Origin of the sequence: Brevibacterium sp. 1718, from assembly GCF_051131255.1 — a bacterium.
Classification (GTDB): domain Bacteria; phylum Actinomycetota; class Actinomycetes; order Actinomycetales; family Brevibacteriaceae; genus Brevibacterium; species Brevibacterium sediminis.
The window spans coordinates 3,723,615-3,744,218 of sequence record NZ_CP186550.1 but is presented as its reverse complement, the minus strand read 5'-3'; the positions used below and the strand labels follow the sequence as shown (position 1 = coordinate 3,744,218).

16 protein-coding genes and 1 riboswitch are annotated in these 20,604 nt (G+C 65.9%); of the genes, 10 read left to right on the top strand and 6 right to left on the bottom strand.

Going from position 1 to position 20,604, the window contains the following annotated elements:
• Positions 1–3: 3 nt before the first annotated feature.
• A complete protein-coding gene (locus tag ACOZ9V_RS16850; protein WP_434591930.1) occupies positions 4–1,005 on the bottom strand; it encodes an asparaginase in 1,002 nt (333 codons plus the stop codon).
• A 53-nt stretch (positions 1,006–1,058) separates the two neighbouring features.
• Between ACOZ9V_RS16850 and ACOZ9V_RS16845 the strand changes: the two genes are divergently transcribed.
• The 7 genes from ACOZ9V_RS16845 (at position 1,059) to poxB (ending at position 11,962) form a co-directional block, all read left to right on the top strand.
• Positions 1,059–1,493: an MmcQ/YjbR family DNA-binding protein gene (locus ACOZ9V_RS16845; RefSeq protein ID WP_434591928.1), complete on the top strand. Its 435-nt coding sequence runs from the start codon at positions 1,059–1,061 to the stop codon at positions 1,491–1,493.
• A 55-nt stretch (positions 1,494–1,548) separates the two neighbouring features.
• A complete protein-coding gene (locus ACOZ9V_RS16840; RefSeq protein ID WP_434591925.1) occupies positions 1,549–3,012 on the top strand; it encodes a DUF3375 domain-containing protein in 1,464 nt (487 codons plus the stop codon).
• Positions 3,009–3,818: a DUF4194 domain-containing protein gene (locus ACOZ9V_RS16835; RefSeq protein WP_434591922.1), complete on the top strand. Its 810-nt coding sequence runs from the start codon at positions 3,009–3,011 to the stop codon at positions 3,816–3,818. The genes ACOZ9V_RS16840 and ACOZ9V_RS16835 overlap by 4 nt, the downstream gene beginning before the upstream one ends.
• Entirely contained in the window at positions 3,815–7,393 is a 3,579-nt protein-coding gene (locus ACOZ9V_RS16830) for an ATP-binding protein (RefSeq protein ID WP_434591919.1), read from the top strand. Before ACOZ9V_RS16835 ends, ACOZ9V_RS16830 begins: the two co-directional genes overlap by 4 nt.
• Positions 7,390–8,751, top strand: a complete 1,362-nt coding sequence (locus ACOZ9V_RS16825; protein ID WP_434591917.1) for a Wadjet anti-phage system protein JetD domain-containing protein — start codon at positions 7,390–7,392, stop codon at positions 8,749–8,751. Before ACOZ9V_RS16830 ends, ACOZ9V_RS16825 begins: the two co-directional genes overlap by 4 nt.
• On the top strand, positions 8,741–9,904 hold the full coding sequence (locus ACOZ9V_RS16820; protein ID WP_434591914.1) for an MFS transporter: 1,164 nt from the start codon (positions 8,741–8,743) through the stop codon (positions 9,902–9,904). The genes ACOZ9V_RS16825 and ACOZ9V_RS16820 overlap by 11 nt, the downstream gene beginning before the upstream one ends.
• 342 nt (positions 9,905–10,246) lie before the next feature.
• Positions 10,247–11,962 (top strand): ubiquinone-dependent pyruvate dehydrogenase, encoded by a 1,716-nt coding sequence (gene poxB / locus ACOZ9V_RS16815; protein WP_434591911.1) that lies wholly within the window; start codon positions 10,247–10,249, stop codon positions 11,960–11,962.
• A 204-nt stretch (positions 11,963–12,166) separates the two neighbouring features.
• On the opposite strand, the gene ribH is transcribed toward poxB, so the two are convergent.
• The 4 genes from ribH to ribD form a co-directional block, all read right to left on the bottom strand.
• Positions 12,167–12,637 carry a 6,7-dimethyl-8-ribityllumazine synthase gene (gene ribH, locus ACOZ9V_RS16810; RefSeq protein ID WP_434591908.1) on the bottom strand — a complete coding sequence of 157 codons (471 nt, stop codon included), beginning with the start codon at positions 12,635–12,637 and terminating at the stop codon, positions 12,167–12,169.
• A gap of 119 nt (positions 12,638–12,756) precedes the next feature.
• Entirely contained in the window at positions 12,757–14,178 is a 1,422-nt protein-coding gene (ribA, locus tag ACOZ9V_RS16805; protein ID WP_434591905.1) for a GTP cyclohydrolase II, read from the bottom strand.
• Positions 14,171–14,890 carry a riboflavin synthase gene (locus tag ACOZ9V_RS16800; protein WP_434591903.1) on the bottom strand — a complete coding sequence of 240 codons (720 nt, stop codon included), beginning with the start codon at positions 14,888–14,890 and terminating at the stop codon, positions 14,171–14,173. Before ACOZ9V_RS16800 ends, ribA begins: the two co-directional genes overlap by 8 nt.
• Before the next feature lie 53 nt (positions 14,891–14,943).
• Positions 14,944–16,038 carry a bifunctional diaminohydroxyphosphoribosylaminopyrimidine deaminase/5-amino-6-(5-phosphoribosylamino)uracil reductase RibD gene (gene ribD, locus ACOZ9V_RS16795; RefSeq protein WP_434591900.1) on the bottom strand — a complete coding sequence of 365 codons (1,095 nt, stop codon included), beginning with the start codon at positions 16,036–16,038 and terminating at the stop codon, positions 14,944–14,946.
• Positions 16,039–16,152: 114 nt separating this feature from the next.
• Positions 16,153–16,281: riboswitch (FMN riboswitch) on the bottom strand.
• 201 nt (positions 16,282–16,482) lie between these two features.
• On the opposite strand from ribD, the gene ACOZ9V_RS16790 reads away from it, so the two are divergent.
• The 3 genes from ACOZ9V_RS16790 to ACOZ9V_RS16780 all read left to right on the top strand — a co-directional run bounded on the left by ACOZ9V_RS16790 (position 16,483) and on the right by ACOZ9V_RS16780 (position 19,235).
• Positions 16,483–16,971: a MarR family winged helix-turn-helix transcriptional regulator gene (locus ACOZ9V_RS16790; RefSeq protein WP_139467898.1), complete on the top strand. Its 489-nt coding sequence runs from the start codon at positions 16,483–16,485 to the stop codon at positions 16,969–16,971.
• Between the two features lie 88 nt (positions 16,972–17,059).
• Complete coding sequence (locus ACOZ9V_RS16785; RefSeq protein WP_139467899.1) at positions 17,060–18,373, top strand: MFS transporter; 1,314 nt, start codon at positions 17,060–17,062, stop codon at positions 18,371–18,373.
• Positions 18,374–18,668: 295 nt separating this feature from the next.
• Complete coding sequence (locus ACOZ9V_RS16780; RefSeq protein ID WP_172171800.1) at positions 18,669–19,235, top strand: DUF805 domain-containing protein; 567 nt, start codon at positions 18,669–18,671, stop codon at positions 19,233–19,235.
• A 194-nt stretch (positions 19,236–19,429) separates the two neighbouring features.
• On the opposite strand, the gene ACOZ9V_RS16775 is transcribed toward ACOZ9V_RS16780, so the two are convergent.
• Entirely contained in the window at positions 19,430–20,509 is a 1,080-nt protein-coding gene (locus tag ACOZ9V_RS16775) for a tellurite resistance/C4-dicarboxylate transporter family protein (RefSeq protein ID WP_434591897.1), read from the bottom strand.
• Positions 20,510–20,604 lie beyond the last annotated feature (95 nt).

The following is a 20,604-nucleotide window of genomic DNA, read 5'->3' as shown; positions in this document are numbered from 1 at the left end:
AGCTCAGTTGAATTGACCAAACACCTCGGCGGGGTCAAGGCCGAAGCTCAGCGCCAGGTTGAGCACGATGCGGGCCTTGCGAGCGTCGAGGATTCCCGCGGAGAAGAGCCCGGAATCGAGCAGGCCGATCTCGCCGCCCGGATAGCCGTAGGTGCGGTGCAGGCTCGCACCCGAACCGGTACGTGAGGCCAGCACCACGGGCATCCTCTCGGCCAGTCGGGCCACGGCGGGCATCAGATCCTCGGGGACGTGACCGCCGCCGACTCCGGAGATCACGGCTCCGGCGAACCCGGACCCGTCGATGAGATCAAGGGTCTCTTCCGGTTCGCCCATCCCCACCTCGGCGAGGGCGACCTTGCTCAGTTGAGACGGACGGGGAAGTCCGGCGAACGGTGATTTCGGAGGCTGGGGTGCGTGCGGGAGATGGAGATCGTCTTCGCTCAGCCATCCGATCGCGCCGAGGATGGGCCCGGAGGAGAACGCGGCCGTCGAGGTGGTGTGCGACTTCGTCACGAACCTCGGATCGTGGACTTCGTCGTTGAAGACCAATGATGACGGCAGATCGCTGACCTTGTCGGACAGAGCAGTGAGCGCGGCGGAACGGACGTTGGCCGGTCCGTCGGCGCCGGGCAAGGTCGGATTGCGCATGGCCCCGGTGACAGAGATATGCGTGCCAGAGTCATTGAGCAGCCAGAGCCCGAACGCGGACTCTTCAAGAGTGTCGGTGCCTTGGGTGAGGACGATTCCATCGGCCTCGGATGAGCGGGCAAGCTCGACGACGTCGAAGAGCATCTCGAGGGTGACATTCGCGCTCGAAACCTGAGCAACCTGAGTGAAATCGGCCTGCAGATCCGGCCAGACCTGATCGAGACCCGCGGCCGCAGCGATCTCTGCCCCACTGAGTGCTGGAGCAACCCCACCTGCGGCATTGGCGGTCGACGCGATGGTCCCGCCGAGAGCGGTCAAGAGCAGGTGAGGGGCGGTGTGGAGTGGGGTCTCAGGCATGATTCGAGTCTAACGTCAGTTCCTACGTCAGTGGCCTTTGCTAGTCTCCACGCATGGACCCCGCCACCGTGCTCCGCTTGGCCAACGACCAAGCCATGCAGTACCCCTCGGTCGAGCTCGACCACCCGTTCGGGCCGGACAATGCCGTGTACAAAGTGCGCGGAAAGATGTTCATGATGGCATACGAGCTGCGGGGAGTTCCGAGTCTCAACCTCAAGATCGATCCCCTCGACGGTGAGGTGCTGCGCGACGCCTATGCGGAGATCTCACCCGGCTATCACATGAACAAGAAGCATTGGATCACCGTCGCAGGGGATGGAGGCGATGACGGCGGCGAACCCGGCGCCGCAACTGCCGGCGCTCGTCTCGATCCCGATCTTCTCCACGACCTCGTGCTCGAGTCCTATTGTCTTGTCGTGGCCAAGATGTCCAAGAAGGACCGACCTGTTGACCCTGACACCTTCGGCGGGAGGAACGACAGCCGTTGACCTCACCCGACTCTCGAATTGGCGCGCACCCGCCTAGGCGCAGAGAATAGTTCCTATGTCCGCCCTGTCATCCGCGCTCGCCTACCGGCGACTGCTCGAATCGAATGCCACCCTGCGCATGCTCCGGGCCGACAACCTCGCTGTCATGGCAGGAACCCTCGACGCTCATCTCGGCAAGCCCGGCACCAGGATGAACACCGAGGATCTGCACGAAAGCATCGACGCCGACCTCGAGGAGCTGCGCGACCACTTCGACCTCTCGCTGCGGACGGCGAAGGCCTACTGTGATGACTGGCGTCGCGCCGAAATCCTCGTCCGCCGTCCCGCCACCGCCGCCAGAGGCGAAACCTACGAACTCTCCGCCGCCGGCTTCGATGCCATCCGCATGCTCGAACAGCTGCGCACCCCACCACAGACCGCCACCGAATCTCGGCTGGTCAGCCTCGCCCAATCCGTGCGACAGTTGGCCATCGACACCGACCCGGACAGCTCCCGCCGCCTCGCCTCCTTGCGCGCCGAACGCGATCGCATCGACGCCGAGATCGCCCGGGTCCGCCGCGGCGATCCGCGCTCCGTCGTCCTCGACAGGCGCCGCGCCAACGAACGCGTCTCCGACATCCTCCAGCAGGCGCAGGGACTGCCCGCCGACTTCGCCCGCGTGCGCGCACGCTTCGAAGAACTCAATCAGGAACTGCGGGTCTCGATCCTTGCCGCCGAGGACTCCCAGTCCCAAGTACTCGACGAAGTGTTCCGCGGCGTCGACCTCATCGAGTCCTCTGACGAAGGTCGGACGTTCTCGGCGTTCTCCGCCCTCGTCCGCGACCCCGAACAGTCCGCGGCCTTCGACGACGACATCGCCGCCATCCTCGACCGGGACTTCTCCGCCACCCTCTCTCTGGCCACCCGCCGTTCCCTGCGCACCCTGATGCGCCAGATGAAGGACGGGTCCCACGAGGTTTCGGACATCCTCACCGAGTTCGCCCGTGGCCTGCGCCGCTACGTCCACTCCCACGAATTCCAACGCGACCGCGTTATGCGCACTCTCCTCCAAGAGGGTCTCGCCGCAGCCGCGCCCGTGTCGCAGGAGGTCAAACCCTACGACGAGATCGGCATCGACCTCGAACTCTCCAGCGTCTCACTCGGCAGCGTCGGCGAGGTCATCCTCCACGACCCCGAGGAGTTCGACGCCGGAGCGGAACTCGGCGAGGCCACGGACTCCGAGATCGACTTCGCCGAACTCATCGCAGTCGCCCGCGAATCCGAAATCGACTTCGCCGAACTCACCGAGAACATCAACTCCGTCGTCACTTCCGCCCACGAAGCCTCCGTCGCGGAGGTGCTCGAAACCTTCCCCGCCACACAGGGACTGGCCAGCGTCGTCGGCCTGTTGTCCCTGGCCAGCACCTATGGCCACGTCGATGTCGGCAACCGCGAAATCCTCACCTGGGCCGGTATCGACGGCATCGTCCGCACCGCCGCGATCCGCCGCCACTACTTCACCGAAGGCATCACCCTATGAGCCCCACCCACCACGACAACGACACAGCCCCCGCCGAGGTGGGGGCCGCCTCGGCGATGGAATCCACCGACTCCGCGGACGACCTCAGCCACAACCCCAGCGGTCTGTGGTCCGGTGACACCGGAACGCTGGGAGAGCGCACCCGCCGAGTGCTGCTCGAACTGCTCAAAGGCCCGTATGTGTCCGGGACGCAGGCCCCGCAGCTGTGGGCAGCCCTCGTCGCGGACGAGAGCCTCGTCCGTTCGCGCCTGCACGATCTGTTCCTCGACCTCGTCATCGACCGGGTCGACGAATTCGCATTCACTCGCAAGATCGTCACCGACGAGATCGACGCGCCCGCCGCGGTACGCAGCGAACGACTCACCTTCCTCGACACGGCAATGCTACTGGTGCTCCGGCAGCTGCTGTTGGCCGCGCCGGGGGAGAAGCGTGTCATCGTCGATCGCGAAGAGGTCTATGAACGACTCGCGATCTACCGCACAGGGGACGAATCGACCTTCCAGCGCAATCTCAACGGCGCGTGGTCGCGGATGAGCAACCGCCTGCGCGTGCTCCACAAAGCCGGTGAAGACCGCTTCGAGATCTCTCCCATGGTGAAGTTCCTCATCGACGAGGACCGTGTGCGCGAGCTCATCGCCGTCTACGAACGCATCGCCGCTGGTGAGACCGATGCCGGTGAGATCCATGACGGCAAGTCTGATGACGGCGGGGACTCCATCGCTGAGGCGGTCGTCGACAATACCGCCACCGACGCATCCGATGCCGATAGCGACATCGACGCCGACACCGAGGAGGACGACGCGTGACCGAGGCACTCTTCCCGCTCGATGCCGCCTTCGTCGCCGACCAGGCGCGTGCTCGCGGAGCGAACCGGCCCGACGTCGGCAGTCAGTGGCGCCTGAGCGAGATCCAGATCGCGAACTGGGGCACCTTCGACGCCGACATCCACCGCATCCCCGTCTCCCACAAGGGCCACCTCATCACCGGGCCCTCGGGCTCGGGCAAGTCCTCCCTCCTCGACGGAATCGCCGCAGTCCTCACCCCGGACAAGTGGCTGCGCTTCAACGTCGCTGCTCAGACCGCGGGCGCTCGCCTCGACCAGCGCAGCCTCGTCAGCTACGTCCGCGGGGCCTGGACTCGCACCGCGGATTCCGAAGAAGACCGGGTGGTCAGCAAGTATCTGCGCCCGCGCGCCACCTGGAGCGGAATCATCCTCCGCTACGACAACGGCAGCGACAAGCCCCTGTCGTTGGCCCGACTCTTCTTCATCAAGGGTTCGGGCACGAAAACGACGGACCTCTCCGACGCTTGTGTCCTCGAGCGCGCGGACCTCGACCTCTCCGACCTGCAGCACTATGCGCGCTCCGGACTCGAGACCCGCAAACTCAAGGCCGACCATCCTGATGCGGTGGTCACCTCGAACGGCCACCACGGGAAGTTCTATGCACGGATGCGCAAGACCTTCGGCATGGCCGACGAGTCCGCACTCCAGCTGCTGCACAAGACACAATCGGCGAAGAGCCTGGACAGCCTCGACCGGCTCTTCCGAGACCATATGCTCGAAAGTCCGGTGACCTTCGACCTCGCCGAGACTGCCGTCGCACAGTTCGGTGACCTCAAGGACGCTCATGACCATGTCGTCGAACTGCGCAAACAGCGCGATCATCTGCTGCAGCTGCGCGAAGCCGCCTCCCGTTTCGAGACTGCCAACGACATCGCGGCGAAGTCGATCGCGCTCAGCGAAGCTCTGCTGCCGTACCAGAAGCGGCGCGAGCTCGATATCCTCCGCGCCGACCTTTCGGCGCTGACCAGGCAGATCGTCGAACTCGAAGTCACCGCCGACCGCGCCAAACGTGACTTCGACGCCGCAGTCGACGAATACGACTTGGCCCGACGGGCCACTTTGGAACTCGGTGGTTCCGAGGCCGAACACCTTCAGCAGCGCATCGACACCGCTGAAACCGAACGCCGCGCCATCGCCGAACGTTGGTCTGGGCTGGCTCGCCAGCTTGAGCAGGCCGGCATCGAGCACGCCCCGACCACGGCCGCCGAATTCGCCGAACTGCAGGCTCAGATCGCCTCCAACCTCGACGACGACACGCAGGTCGCCGGACCCAGCCACGCCGATCACGACCGGTTCTCCCAGGCGCGGGCGAAGGTCCGCGAACTCGAAGGGGAGATCGAATCCCTGCGGCGGTCCGGATCGACCGTGCCGAACAACCTCATGACGATCAGATCCGAGCTCGCCGCCGGCACCGGACTGAGCGAGAAGGCGCTGCCGTTCGCGGCCGAACTCATCGAAGTCGACCCCGACGAGGCCCGGTGGACGGGTGCCATCGAGAGGGTGCTGCGGCCCATGGCACTGACCGTCCTCGTCCGTTCTGAGAACCTCTCGGCCGTGCGCACCTGGGTGGATTCCCACCGCATCCGCGGACGCCTCGTCTTCGAGGAGATCCCGCGTTCAGTGCCGAGCCCCCGCCCCGTGGGCAGTGAGAAGTCGCTGGTCAACAAGGTGAATGTCAGCGACACCGGTTTCGGCGACTGGGTCCGGACCACCTTGTCCGAACGCTTCGACTTCGCCTGTGTCGACCACCCGGACGAACTCGACGACCATCCGCGCGCCGTCACCGTCAAGGGCCAGGTCAAGACCTCACGCACCCGGTACGAGAAGGACGACCGGCGGGCCATCGACGATCGCAGCCAATGGGTCCTCGGCGACCGCGAAGCGAAACTCGAAGCCCTCGTCGAATCCCTCAAGGAGGCTCAGTCGGAACTGGCCGCGGCCGAACAGGTGGTCGCGGCGGCTGACGCCGAAACCGCACAGGCCCACCGTCGCCGCGGCATCCTCGCCGGTATTCGCGAACAGTCCTGGCGCGACGTCGACCGAGACGGAGCGGCCGAGAAGGTCGCGACTCTCGAGCGGCAGCTGGCCGAACTCGAAGATGCCGACGGCGACCTGCAGCAGGCGATCGGCGCCGAACGCGAATCCAAGGCGGTCAAGGACGCGGCCGAGACAGCGAAGAACGAAGCCGACTATGCCCTTCGCCGGGCGAACGAGGAATCGACGGGTCTGCGCTCGAACCTGACCCGGATCGAGGACGACGTCAACTCAGGTCGGGTGGCGGAAGTCGAGGGCCACCTCGGCGAACAATTGGACGAACGGTTCCGGAAGATCCAACGCAGCATCAAGCGGGAGAACCTCGCCGAGGTGGGCCAGCAGGTCTCGCAGGTGCTGCAGGAAGAGAAGGACCGGGCGCAAGCCGATGCAAGTCGGTCGGGGCAGTCCGTGACACGGTTGGCTGCCGAGTTCAAGGCCGCATGGCCATCGGTATCGTCCCAGCTCACGGCGGAAGTCGATGATCGGCGCGCCTACCTGTCGATGCTCGATGAGATCCTCGCGCACGGCTTGCCCGATCATGAGAACCGTTTCCGGGATCTGCTGCAGCAGCGGTCCCGGGATCTCATCGGCGAACTCCTCAACGAGATCCATGCCGCCCCGCGTGAGATCGAGGATCGGGTCGCGCCGATCAACTCCTCCTTGCTGCGGTCGCAGTTCGACGAGGACCGGTACCTGCGGCTGAAGGTCAAGACCCGGCGGTCCGAGACCGTCAACGCCTTCATCGCCGATCTCCGCCTCGTGGCAAGCGGAAGCTGGGGTGAGGACGATATGGAGACTGCGGAGAGGAAGTACGACACCCTCGCCGAGGTGATGCGCCGATTCGCGTCCAGCGAGCACGTCGACAAGGTCTGGAAGACCCAGTGCCTGGACACACGCCTGCACGTGAGCTTCCTCGCCGAGGAGATCGACGATCATGGTCGTGCACATGCCACCTACGATTCGGGTGCGGCGATGTCCGGTGGTCAGCAGCAGAAGCTCGTGATCTTCTGCCTGGCGGCAGCGCTGCGCTATCAGCTCGCCGACCCGGATGAGGCGATCTCGAAGTACGGCACGATCATCCTCGACGAGGCCTTCGACAAAGCGGATACGCGGTATACGCGTATGGCCTTGGACATCTTCATCGAGTTCGGATTCCACATGGTGCTGGCGACTCCGCAGAAGCTGCTGCAGACGATCGAACCCTATGTGGGTGCGGCGACCTCGATCGAGAATCCGAGCAGGCAGAAGACTCTGACCTCGACGATGGTGTGGGACGAGACGGAGCTGGACGGGGCTGGAGCGGAGTCGGTCTCGGAGTCAGTATCGGAGTCGGAGTCAATCGCTGGCGCTGGCGAAGAGTCGAGCAGCGCCGGAGCGGACACGGAAGCTGAGGGATCGGACGGTGCCGGTGGGGCAGATGGGTCTGAGAAGGCGGCCGGCTCCGACAGCATACGTGTGGCCGGTGAAGTCGAGCTTGAGTTCGAGGAGTCGGACGCCCGATGACGATGCTCTCCGTCGCCGAGGCTCGGATGAAGGCACGTGCTCGCCTGAGTTCGTCCATGGCCTCGTGGGCGGCGGAGGCAACAGGTGAGGTGCGTGTTGAGATCGCCCTCAAACCACCGACGGAGAAGCAGGTGCTCTCCGATCAGGCTGCTGCCGCCGACTGGGCCGGCAGTTGGCGGGCGGTCCGGGAGCTTGCGGGGGCGACAGCCGCGGGCGCACCTGCAGAGCTCGAGGTCGATTGGGAAGAACGCAGCTGGGCCCGCGTCGGAAGTCAACGCGTTCCGGTCCGACTGCGACTGATGACCCCTGATGCAGTGGCCGCTTTCGTCGGCGGCGACACCGCTCGAGACTGGCGGAGACTGCGAGACCGTGCCGTCAGCATCCGGCAGCGACTCGGGTCCGAATCGAACAACATCGCGGCGACTCGCGACGCGGACGCGGAGGTCAGCTCGGACGGGGACTCCCTTGCCGCAGCGATACGTTCCCAGTCGAAACGGATCCTCTCCTTGTCCGACGCTGCGTTCGTTACTGTCATCGATGTCGTCGATTGGCTGTGCACCCATCCGCTCGGATCGCTGCGACCCAGACAGCTGCCCATCCGCGGGGTGGACTCGAAATGGTTCGAGACCTACCGCAGCCTCGTCACCGCCCTGCTGGGAGGGATCGGCCACGCCGATGTGGTGACCGTCCTCGACGCCGAACCGCGACTGCGGGTGCGTATCCTCGACGGGACCCTGATCGCCGCTGCGGATTCCGCAGCCACTGGCGACCGTGCTTCGAACAGCGCTCCAGCCGTGTACCTCGACGATGTGACCGCTCCGATCTCCCAATTCGGTCGACTGCCCATATCGCCGAGGCTGGTCTTCGTCTTCGAGAACCTCGAATCCGTGCTCGCCATGCCGGATTGGCCGGGTGCCGTGGCCGTACACGGCTCCGGCTATGCCGTCGACGGGGTCGCTCGATTGGACTGGATCGCCGGTGCGCGCGTGATCTATTGGGGCGACCTCGACTCCCATGGTTTCGCGATCCTCAACCGCCTGCGCAGCCACCTGCCGGAGGTCGAATCCGTGCTCATGGACGAAGCAACTCTGCTCGCGCACCAGGATCTCTGGGTACCGGAACCGAAGCCGAGCATCGGCACTTTCGCGCATCTCTCCGGCACCGAAGCACGTGCCCTCGAACGGATCCGCGCCGAAGGAGGCGTCCGGCTCGAACAGGAACGCATCCCGTGGGAGACGGCTCTGAACCGGCTGCGGACCGCGGCCGAGGGGGCGACCTCGGGTCACCTCGGCGAAGGAACAGGTCGTGGCGTGGGAACGGAGCACCGCCTCGGCGAGGGCCTCGATGATGACCGATAAACCCCGCGGGGGACTGGCCGCGCTGTGCGTTGCCGAACTCGTCTGCTGGGGCCTGCTCTACTACTCTCTGCCGGTGGCGGTCACCCCGATCTCTGACGATATGGGGTGGAGCCACACGATGGTGACGGCGGCGCTGACAGTCGGGCTCATCGTCTCAGCGCTCATGGGACCCAGCGTCGGGCGGATGCTCGACCGGCACGGCCCGCAGCTGATCATGGGCGCGGGCACGGCCATCGGGGTCGTCGCCCTCGGACTCGTCGCGATCGCGCCGAACCTCTTCGTGTTCTTTGCCGCTTGGATCCTCGCCGGGTTCGCCCAGGCAGCGACGCTCTACCCGCCGGCTTTCGCCGTCATCACCCGCTGGTACGGGGCGGAGCGGACGAAGCCCCTGACGACGATCACGCTCGTCGGCGGGCTCGCCTCGACGGTCTTCGCCCCGATCATCGCGTGGCTCATCGACAGCCTCGGCTGGCGGGGAACCTACGGTGTGCTCGCCGGATTGCTCGCCGTCCTCGCGCTGCCGATGCACCTGTTCTTCCTCAACCGCACCTGGACCGACGAGGCGGCCGCATCCACGGTGAAGCCGAGCCGGGCCGAACTGCGCCAAGTCACTCGTCACCCGCGTTTCATCACCCTGCAGATCGCCGTTGCGATCGCCACGTTCACCCTGTTCGCGGTGACGATCAACATCATCCCGCTCGTCATCGAACGCGGTGCCGATTACAGTCTGGCGGCCATCGCCCTCGGCCTCGTCGGCTTCGGCCAGGTGGCGGGACGATTCGGCTACCCGAGTCTGGAACGGCACTCGTCGACGCGGTCGCGGACAGTCATCCTCTTCGCTTCGGGAGCGGTCGGACTGTGGCTGCTCGCCTTGGTCCCCGGCCCGATCTGGCTGCTCATCGGCATCGCCATGCTCGGCGGCGGCGTGCGCGGTTGCATGACATTGCTGCAGGCCACGGCGGTCTCCGACCGGTGGGGAACGAAGAACTTCGGGGCCATCAACGGCGTCTTCGTCGCCCCGATCACCGCGGGCACGGCGCTCGCACCGGTTGCCGGTCCGGCGCTGGCCGGGGTGCTCGGCGGGTACCCGATGATGGCGGTGGCCATGGCCGGGCTGCTCACGCTGGCGACCTTGCTGTCTGCGCGGACGTGAACGCCGCCCCGGTGAGGGGCACACTCTATGGGCAGAGGAACGTGTAGAAAAATCGGCGATCTCTTTACACGTTTCGAAGATACGGAAAATTTCTTGACACATCTTCCGCGCAGTCCTGAGGGCCACCGGGCAAGCACCTCGTCGGAAGATTCCGCGCATGCGAACCCATGGTCAGGGCCGCCTCGGCGAGGATATTCCCGCACTGGAGGGTGAGGAATCGGACAGCCGCCCTGGTGGACTTCGGGGCTAGACTGAAAGCGCGGTCAAGGCCCCACGCGTGGGGCCGCCCCCTGCCGGGGCTGTGAATGCACCCCGGTGCCATGGTTCAACGGAAGGAAGTCAATGCCCACCGTCGCCAGAAACATCGTCGATACCCTCGTCGCGAGCGGAGTCAAGCGCGTCTACGGCATCCCGGGAGACTCGCTCAACGGATTCACCGATGCCCTCCGTGTGAACCCGCAGCTCGAATGGGTCCATGTCCGCCACGAGGAGGCCGCTTCCTTCGCCGCCAGCGGCGAGGCCGCCCTGACCGGTGAGCTCGCGGTCTGCGCCGGCAGCTGCGGGCCCGGCAACCTCCACCTCATCAACGGACTCTTCGACGCCCAGCGTTCGCGGGTTCCCGTCCTGGCCATCGCCGCACAGATCCCCAGCGACGAAATCGGCTCGAACTACTTCCAGGAGACCCACCCGACCGAGCTTTTCCGCGATTGCAGCGTCTACGTCGAGAACGTCTCCTCGGCCGAACAGATGCCCCGCCTGCTGCGCATCGCCATGCGAGAAGCCATCGAGAAGCGCGGCGTGGCCGTGCTCGTCATCCCCGGTGACGTCGGCCTGGCCGACATCGATGCCGCCGCCGAGGAGGTCCGGGCCTACCCGTCGCACATGATCCCCGCGGAGTCCCAGGTCGAAGCCGCGGCCAAGGCGCTCAACAAGGGCAAGAAGACGACGATCCTCGCCGGAGCCGGCACCGAAGGCGCCCATGATGAGCTGCTCGCCATCGCCGAGAAGCTCCAGGCCCCGATCGTCCATACGATGCGCGGCAAGGAATTCGTCGAACCCGACAATCCCTACGACGTAGGCATGACCGGCCTGCTCGGATTCTCCTCCGGCTACGCCGCGCTCAAGGACTGCGACACTCTGCTCATGCTCGGCACCGACCTGCCCTACCAGCAGTTCTATCCCGAGGACGCCACCGTCATCCAAGTCGATGTGCGCGGATCCCAGATCGGGCGGCGCACGAAGGTCGACATTCCGCTCGTGGGAACGGTCGCCGACACCGTTGAGGCACTGCTGCCGAAGATCAAGGCCAACCGCAGCAGCACGCATCTGAAGTCCCTGACCAAGCACTATCAGAAGACCCGCAAGGACCTTGACGAACTGGCCACACCGTCGAAGCGGACGATCCACCCGCAATACCTGACGCGCCTCCTCGACGAGATGGCCGATGACGACGCCGTCTTCATCCCCGACGTCGGATCACCCGTGGTGTGGGCGGCCCGCTACCTGACGATGAACGGCAAGCGCCGCCTCATCGGATCCTTCAGCCACGGATCGATGGCCAACGCCCTGTCCCAGAGCGTCGGCGTGCAGTCGGCGTTCGAGGACCGGCAGACCATCGCGCTCGCCGGTGACGGCGGACTGGCCATGCTGCTCGGTGAGCTCATCACGCTCACGCAGAACAAGCTGCCGGTCAAGACCGTCGTGTACAACAACTCCTCGCTCAACTTCGTCGAGCTCGAGATGAAGGCGGCCGGTTTCGTCACGTTCGGAACGGACCTCGACAACCCCGACTTCTCCACCATCGCCGAGGCGGTCGGGATCAAGGGATTCCGCGTCGAGAAGTCCAAGGACCTGCCGAAGGTTGTCAAAGAATTCCTCGCCTACCCGGGGCCCGCGGTACTCGATGTCGTCACCGAACGCCAGGAGCTGTCGATGCCGCCGTCGATCACAGTCGAGCAGGCCAAGGGCTTCGCTCTCTACGCGATCCGCACGGTGCTCTCGGGCAAGGGCGACGAACTCATCGACCTCGCCCGGACGAACATCCGCCAGCTCTTCTGAGCTGAGTCAGGTCGCGGGCCTGCGCCGCCGGCGCAACCTGCCGCACAGCACGATAAGTGTGCGCAGATTGCCACTTGGGACACCCAAACGGGCAACCTGCGCACACTTATCTTTGGGGAAGCAGGTTCTGCGGTCCGATCGGACTGAGGAAGCTGGGGTCGGCCGACCCGCTCGCCCGAGGAGGCCCCCGCCACTCAACCCTGCTCAGATCTGAGGGTACGGCGCCAGCGCCTGAGCGGTGACGAGGGCTGCGGTCATCGCCTCATGGCCCTTGTCCTCGACCGACCCCTCGAGCCCGGCTCGGTCGAGCCCCTGCTGTTCGGTGTCGCAGGTCAGGACGCCGAATCCGACGGGCTTGCCGGAGTCGATGGCGACCCGGTTGAGGCCGTCGGTGGCGGCTTGGCAGACGTAGTCGAAGTGCGGGGTGCCGCCGCGGATGACCACACCGAGGGCGACGACCGCGTCGAAGTGCGGTGCCAGTCGGGCTGCGGCGACGGGCAGTTCGAAGCTGCCGGGCACACGGATGAGTGTGGCTTCGGCTCCGGTCTCGGCGGCGGCGCGCTGGGCCCCGTCGACGAGCCCGTCCATGATCTGGGTGTGCCAGGAGGCGGCGACGATGGCGACGCGCAGGTCAGCGGCGTCGACGGTGAGTTCTGGTGCTCCGGAATGAGCCATGAGAATGTCCTTTGTTCGAAGACTCCGAAGAGCCTGGTTCGTGTCGGTGTAGGTCGGCTAGAGGGGGCGGGCCTGCTCGGATGTGGAGCCGGAAGCTCGCCGAGGCGGTTGCCGCCGCGTCAGCTGGCGACGGCCCCGGCGGTGCCCGCGCCAGTGCCGGATGTGCCCGTGACCTCCGGCAGCGAGAGCACATGGTGCATGCGTTCGCGCTTCGTGGCCAGGTAGTGCGTGTTCTCCGGCCGCGCCGCGACCTCGAGCGGAACCACAGCGTCGACCGTGATGCCCAGGTTTTCGAGAGCCGAGGTCTTCGCCGGGTTGTTCGTGAGCAGGCGGATGCGAGTCAGCCCGAGCGAGCGCAGGATCGTCGCCGCGGCACGGTAGTCGCGGGCGTCGTCGGTGAACCCGAGGTCCCGGTTCGCATCCACGGTGTCCCGCCCCTGATCCTGCAGAGCGTAAGCGCGCAGCTTGTTGCTCAGCCCGATTCCGCGACCCTCGTGTCCGGTCAGGTAGAGGACCGCCCCACCGTGTTCGGCGATGAGGCCGAGCGCCAGGTCGAGCTGCTCACCGCAGTCACACCGGTGCGAACCGAAGACGTCCCCGGTCAGGCACTCCGAATGCAGCCGCACGAGAGGTGCTGGACCCGCTGAGTCGGAATCCGGGGACCCCGCAAACACGCCGAGGTGGTCATGCCCGTTGATCGTGAACGCGCGGGCCCGCAGGCTGCCGTGCTCCGACGGCAGAGCCACCTCCGCGGTCGCCTCAACCGGTTCGTCCCGGCCGAGCGCACCGGCGAGGTTCACCGAGGCGGCCGCCTCAGTGCGGGAATCGTCCGAAGGCGACGACACGGCAGGGACTGAAGACACGCCCGGGACCGCTGCAACGGCTGCCGGGGAGTCGTTGGACTCATCCGCGTCACGCAGCTCGAGGTAGGCGATGAGCTGTTCGATCGAGACCATGACGAGGTCGTGGGCGTCGGCGAAGTCGCGCACCGCGTCGAAGCGCATCATCGACCCGTCGTCGTGGACCACCTCGGCGATCATCGCCACCGGCTGAGCACCGGCCAGGCGCGCGAACTCGACTCCGGCCTCGGTGTGACCTGGACGTTCGCGGACCCCGCCGTCCTTGGCGATGAGCGGGAAGATGTGGCCAGGCCGCGAGATCGCGGCCGGATCCGGATCGGCGGCGGCCAGGACTCGACCGGTCTCGGCGCGCTCGGCGGCGCTGATGCCCGTGGTCACCCCGACCGCGTCGCAGCTGACCGTGTAGGCGGTGCCCTTCGGGTCCTCGTTGTCGATGACCATCGGCGGCAGACGCAGGGCGGCGGCTCGGTCGGCGGTCACGGGTGCGCAGATGACGCCCGAGGTGTGCCGGACGAAGAAGCCCATCGTCGTGGGGTCGGCGAACTCGGCGGCCATGATGAGGTCGCCCTCGTTCTCCCGGTCCTCATCATCGACGACGAGGATGGGCCGGCCGGCGGCGACGGCTGCGATGGCCGCGTCGATGGGATCGAGGCGGCTGGCGTGAGCGATGGGATCAGTCATGATCGACTCCTTGCTGGGTGCTGTTCGAAGGTGATGAGCCCGCCGAGGCGGGGCTCGAGTGAGTGGGGACCGCGTCGGCGGCGACGCCGCCATCGGTGCGGAAGGACAGGAGGCGCGCGGTGTACTTCGCGAGCACGTCGACCTCGACGTTCACGGCCGCGCCTACCGGCAGCTCGCCGAACGTCGTGTGTGCCAGGGTGGCTGGAATGAGGCCGACCTCCACCCACGCCGAGGGTGCGCTCGGTTCGGACACGGCCGTCAGCGTCAGCGACACACCATTGAGCGCGATCGACCCCTTGATCGCGGTCAGCAGTGCGAGGTCGTTCGGGATCCCGATGCGCAGGGTCGACCAGTCGGGTCGGTCGATGCGGTTGAGGAGTTCGCCGCGTCCGTCGACGTGTCCTTGGACGACATGCCCGTCGAAGCGCCCCGAGGCGGGCGTGCAGCGTTCCAGGTTGACGCGGTCGCCCGTGACCAAGGAGCCGAGCCCGGTCAGGCGCAGGGTCTCGCCCATGACCTCGGCGGTGAATAGGCCGGGACGCTGCTCGGTGGGCTGCCTCGTCGAAGTCAGGCAGACTCCGTTGACGGACAGCGAGCCGCCGAGGTCGAGGTCGGCGACGAGGGGGCCGGCGTCGATGGTGATCGCGGCCGAATCGTTCGTGTGCTCGATGGACTCGACGGTGCCGAGTTCTTCGATGATTCCGGTGAACATGTGACTCCAGATTCTTCAGGCGGTGGTCGGTGGTGGCTGGGGGAGTGCGGCGGCTACGTACCTGGTTCGGGGGAGCCGGTTTCGGCAGTTTCCGGATCCGCAGTTGTGAAGTGCAGCAGGAAGTCCGGGCCGAGCCGTGACACCGCCTGTGTCTCCGTATCGTCGGGGATCAGCTGCAGCGCCTCGGACAGGGTGCCGATGTCCAAGCCGTCGACGCTGCTGCGGCCGGGTCCGATGAGCACCGGAGCCTGATAGCAGAAGACCTCGTCGACGATCCCTGCGGAGAAGAACGCGCCCAGCACCGTCGGCCCGCCTTCGACGAGGAGGTGGCGCACTCCTGAGGCGTACAGTTCGTCCAAGGCCGCACGGACATCGTGGGTGCGCAGCTGCAGAGTGTTCGGATTGAGGGCGAGAAACGATGTGACCGGCAGTTCCGAGGTGCCGAGCACGACGGGCCGCGGCTGGTCGTCGAGTGAGATTCCGTCCGGGCCGCGGGCATTGAGACGCGGATCGTCGGCCACGGCGGTGCCGGTGCCGACGAGGATGGCGTCGACTCGGGCCCGGACCTCGTGAGCGTGTGCGCGAGACTCCGCGGAGGTGATCCACTGACTGGTTCCATCGGCGGCGGCGACGGCCCCGTCGAGGCTCTGTGCGATCTTCGCCGAGACGAACGGGCGGGCCTCGGCCGTCGACCGGACCCAGCGGGCATTGAGTGCGCGGGAGTCCTCTTCGTGCAGTCCCGAACGGACCGTCAACCCCGCCTCGGCGAGGGTCTTTCCGCCGCCCGCGGCCAGGGGATTCGAGTCGGGGGAGGCGAAGACGACGGAGGGGATCGCAGCGTTGATGATCGCCTCGGTGCAGGGGCCGGTCCGGCCGTGATGGGCGCAGGGCTCGAGCGTGACAAACAGTGTCGAGGTGGTCAGATCGATGTCGAGGTCGTGGGCGGTGGTGATCGCGTCCACCTCGGCGTGGGGAGTGCCCGCACCTCCGTGGTGACCGGTGACGATCTGGCCGTCGGCTGTCAGGATTGCCGCGCCCACCAGCGGATTCGCTCCGCGAACACCTTCGCGGGCCGCATTGAGGGCAGCGGTCATCGCCGCGGATTCGAGGTCCGTGAATTCCGCTGCGTCGCCTGGCTGCGCGCCCATGAAAAAACCTCCCGAGCCTTCGCCGGGAGGGAGGATATTGCGGGTGCAACCATCAGGGCGTCTCAGTCGCGTGCGACGGTGCGGTCGATTGCACCAGACACAGCGGCCGAGGCCACCATGCTCCTCCCATCCAGACTCTGACTGTCGGTTTCGGAATTTCACCGAATCAACCGCCTGCACGAATGCGAGCGGCTCGCGGACTATGACCGCCGGTACGGAATTTCACCGTCCCCGGAACATGTGAGGCCAGAGTAGCATGACCATCACCGAGGCGGCCGTGAGGTCCGTCACATGGTGACATCTGGGCGGGGTGGGAGCGGTTTTCCGTGCGGATGGGGTGGAGTGTCTCCGTGGTCCGGGCGGGCCGGCGTTCGCGAGCGACGCGAAGGCGCTCGCGGTGACCATGATTTGCCGAATTGCATAACCTGGGTATATAAATAAGTTATGGATGATGTGGATTCGGCTGAACTCGTGTCGCGGCTCGTTGTCGTCTCGTCGCGCCTGACCAGAGCGTTTCGACGAGTGATCGGCAATGAGAACTCGCTGGCGGCGCTGCGTGCGCTCGCAGTCGTCGAGCAGTATCAGCCCGTGCGGGTGGGCCATTTCGCGCAAGGATATCTGAGCTCTCAGCCCGCGGCGACGAAACTCCTCGCCAAACTCGAAGAAGCCGGACTCGTCGTGCGCGAACCCAGTCCCACGGACGGCCGGGCGTCGCAGTTCTCTCTCACCGAAGCCGGACGGGCGAGGCTGGCGGAGAACCGGTCGATCATGATCGAGCAGATGCAGCCCTACTTCGAGTCGCTGAGCGTCGAGGAGAGGCAGAGCGTCGATCGTGCGCTCGGACTGGTCTCGGACTTCCTCAAGGACCGCCACCCGGTCGACGGCGTCGACGAACCCGCCGACGAATCGGACTCCGATTCGGCCGCGGGCTAGCCGCAGCACACACCTCAGTTTTTCAACCACGCTTCCGAAGCGGACTTCGGAGCGGAACGCACCATAGGAAAGGGGACGCGACCAGCAGATGAGAGCGTCAGCAGACAACGAAACAACAGGGGACGAAACACCCGGCGATTCCGGGGCGGGAGCGTCGATCCTTCGCCAGCCGCGTGCCGTCTGGGCGGTCGCGTTCGCCGCGGTCATCGCCTTCATGGGCATCGGCCTGGTCGATCCGATCCTGCCGGCCATCTCGGCCGAGCTCGACGCCACCCCCGCCCAATCGATGCTGCTGTTCACCAGCTACCTGTTCATCACCGGCGGAATGATGTTCTTCACGAGCTTCCTGTCATCCCGCATCGGTGCGAAGACCACGCTGCTCATCGGTCTCGTGCTCATCGTCGCGTTCGCGGCTCTGGCTGGGTTCTCCGGTTCCGTCGACCAGATCATCGGCTTCCGTGCCGGTTGGGGTCTGGGCAACGCGCTGTTCATCTCCACCGCTCTGTCGACGATCGTCGGTGCTGCGTCCGGTGGTGCTGAGAAGGCGATCATCCTCTACGAGGCGGCTCTCGGCGTCGGCATCGCCACCGGCCCGCTGCTCGGCGGACTGCTGGGCGGCATCTCCTGGCGCGGACCGTTCTTCGGCACCGCAGTCCTCATGGCCATCGGCTTCATCGCCATCGTTGTGCTGCTGCCGGGAGGCACGAGCTCGAACGGGGCCTCGGCGGAGCCGATCAAACTCAGCGCCACATTCCGTGCACTGGCCCGTCCGGGTGTCGCCATCCTCGGCGTCTCCGCTCTGCTCTACAACTTCGGATTCTTCATCCTGCTGGCCTACAGCCCGTTCCCCGTCGAGGCTGCCGCCGCGAAGCTGGGCATGGAGGACTTCGGCGCCATGGGCCTCGGCTACGTCTTCTTCGGTTGGGGCATCTGCGTGGCGATCACCTCGGTGTTCGGCGCTCCGGTGCTGACCAAGCGGATCGGGCGTCGTCGCAGCCTCATCGTCACCCTGGTCGCACTGGCCGTGCTGCTGGGCGTGATGTCCTTCCTCGTCGAATCGCTGGCCGGGATCATCGTCTGCATCATCGTGGCCGGCATGCTTCTTGGCGTGCTCAACACGGTGTTCACCGAATCGGCGATGGAGGTCAGCGACCTGCCTCGTCCGGTCGCCTCGGGGACCTATTCGGGTGTGCGTTTCATCGGCGGTGCCGTGGCGCCGATCGTCGCAGGTGCGGTGTCGGAATCGATCAGTGCGGGATCTCCGTACCTCTTCGGTGCGGGGGCCGTGCTGCTGTCGGTCGTCGTCATCTCGCTCGGCTGGAAGAAGCTGCGTCGCGTCGACGGGCATATCGATGAGTCATCGGTCGACGAGGCTTATGCCCTCACCGGAGGCGACGCCTGAGGCGAACTCGCCTGCAGGCAGTGCTGATCGTCGACGAGGTCGAGCCTTTTCGAAGCGGCAGCGGCTCGCGGATCACGGCGTCCGAGGAATCATTCCTCGGGCGCCGTTTCCGTGTCCGGACTATGACAAATGAGTGAATCATGCGCTGTGTTGCAGATCTGAAACCGGTTCGACACATGATCGATGGAATGCCTGGTGCAGAATAGAGTGCGCGCTTCCTGAAGATCGGCTGAGCATTTTCGGCCCATCGACGTCGGAGCGCGATCGGAAACGTCACCTACAAATGAAGGTCATCATGTCCTACGACGCGAATGCAGCATACAACTCCGGCGCACCCGGTCAAGGAGCTCCCGGTGCCGCCGGCCAGGGCTATGGAGGGCAGGGCTTCGGTGGAGCGCCACGCGGTGCCGCCAGCCCCGATGACCTCTCACTGCCGCTCTACGGCGCTTCCTTCGGCCAGGCTGTCAAGCGCTTCTTCAAGAACTACGCGAAGTTCAGCGGGCGGGCCTCGCGCAGCGAGTTCTGGTGGGCGACGCTGTTCTGCGTTCTCGTTGCGCTGGTGCCCTACATTCTTGTCATCATCGGAGCGGTGATGATGGCGGCGTCTGCTTCTGCCGATCCCTACGGGGGCGGGGCGCCCTCGGGCGGTGGCATTGCACTGATGGGCATCGGAGGGGTCCTTCTCGGCGTGTTTGTCCTGGCCACGATCGTGCCGTCGATCGCTGTCTCCTGGCGCCGCCTCCACGATGCAGGCTTCTCCGGCCTCTTCTACCTGCTTACCCTGACCTCTATCGGCGGAATCGTTGTGCTCGTTATGGAGATCATGCCGCCCAAGCCCGAGGGTCAGCGCTTCGACGTCTGATTTCGAGGTCTGACTGCGGCGCCTGTGCTCGGGCGGAGCATCACGTCTAGTTGCTGACACGTAACACAGCTGCGCAACCATAACGCCCCGTCAGCGTCATCTCGCACCATTGCAATGGTGCGAGAAGCCACTGGCGGGGCGTTGTGCTGTTGGGAGGGCGCATTGCGAAGACCCCGCCGAGGAGGTCCGAGCGATCAGCGACTGCGGAGGGTTCTGACGAATGACGTGACCATGGTGACGAAGACGATCGCCCAGACGGTCAGTGCGATCCAGTACCAGTGGAGCCCGATCCATTCGATCGCCGGCACATGATCCGACCGGCCCAGGTAGATGCTCGCCACGGCGTACATGCCGGCTGGGAACACCATGCTCCACAGCCCGGCCGAATAGGTCATCGGCACCCGGTGGACGGCATGCCTCCAGGCTCCTGCGGCGACGAGTGCCGGGACGAGCCACGTGGCGATCGCCCACAGCAGCGCCGAGGAGGCGCCGACCAGTACACGTGTCGCTTCGAGCAGGGGAGCGTCGCCGAGATCGAGAATCCGGGAACCCGCAACGATCGTGATTGCCAGTGCCCCCATCGTCACCCAATACGGAGCATCGAGGTCCTTGGGCCCGAACCGATGCCGAAGCACGCGCACGCCGATCGCAATCACGCAGACGACGTAGAGCGCCAGTCCAACCGCCCACATGACCACCGCCGCGAGCGCGAGGAATGCGACCAGACCGGGCTCGAGATATGCGGTGTTCGGAAGCTCGATCCCCAGGCTCGCGGCGACCACCGCCACTGACTGAGCGGCCACCGCCCACACAAGCCACGTGCCGTTCACCCCTGCAGATACCGGCCGTGTGCTCGACCCGAGGATCGCGGTGAAGGGAATCCCGTACCCGAGCACCAGCCAGAGCAGACCGCCGAGAGCGAAGAAGGCGAGGGCCAGCGGGATCAAGCCGAAACCGACGAGCCCCGTCGCCAGGACATTCGTGCCTGCCACAGCGGTGAAGAACCCGAACGCCCGGGAGGGATCATGCAGGTCGGCGCGAACAGCTTCTGGATATCGGAGGATCCGCACCACGGTGAGTACGGTGAAGGACACATACAGAGCGACGGCGATCCAGAACAGACTCACTGACAGCGAGTGCAGCTCTTTGAGCTCGGCACCGATCGACACGATGCCGGTCGCCATCACCGAGGCGAAACATCCGGGAGCCAGCGTCGAAGGGCTCAGCCCCCACCGTCTGTGCAGTCCGGTGAGGTTGCGATCGGCCGTGCTCATCCGCTCCTCATTCTCGTCGTCGTGTGTCGAGGGACATCGACGTCTTCGATAGTACGACCCCACCCCTGAAACCGCGTTGCAGTCCCGCCCTCCTG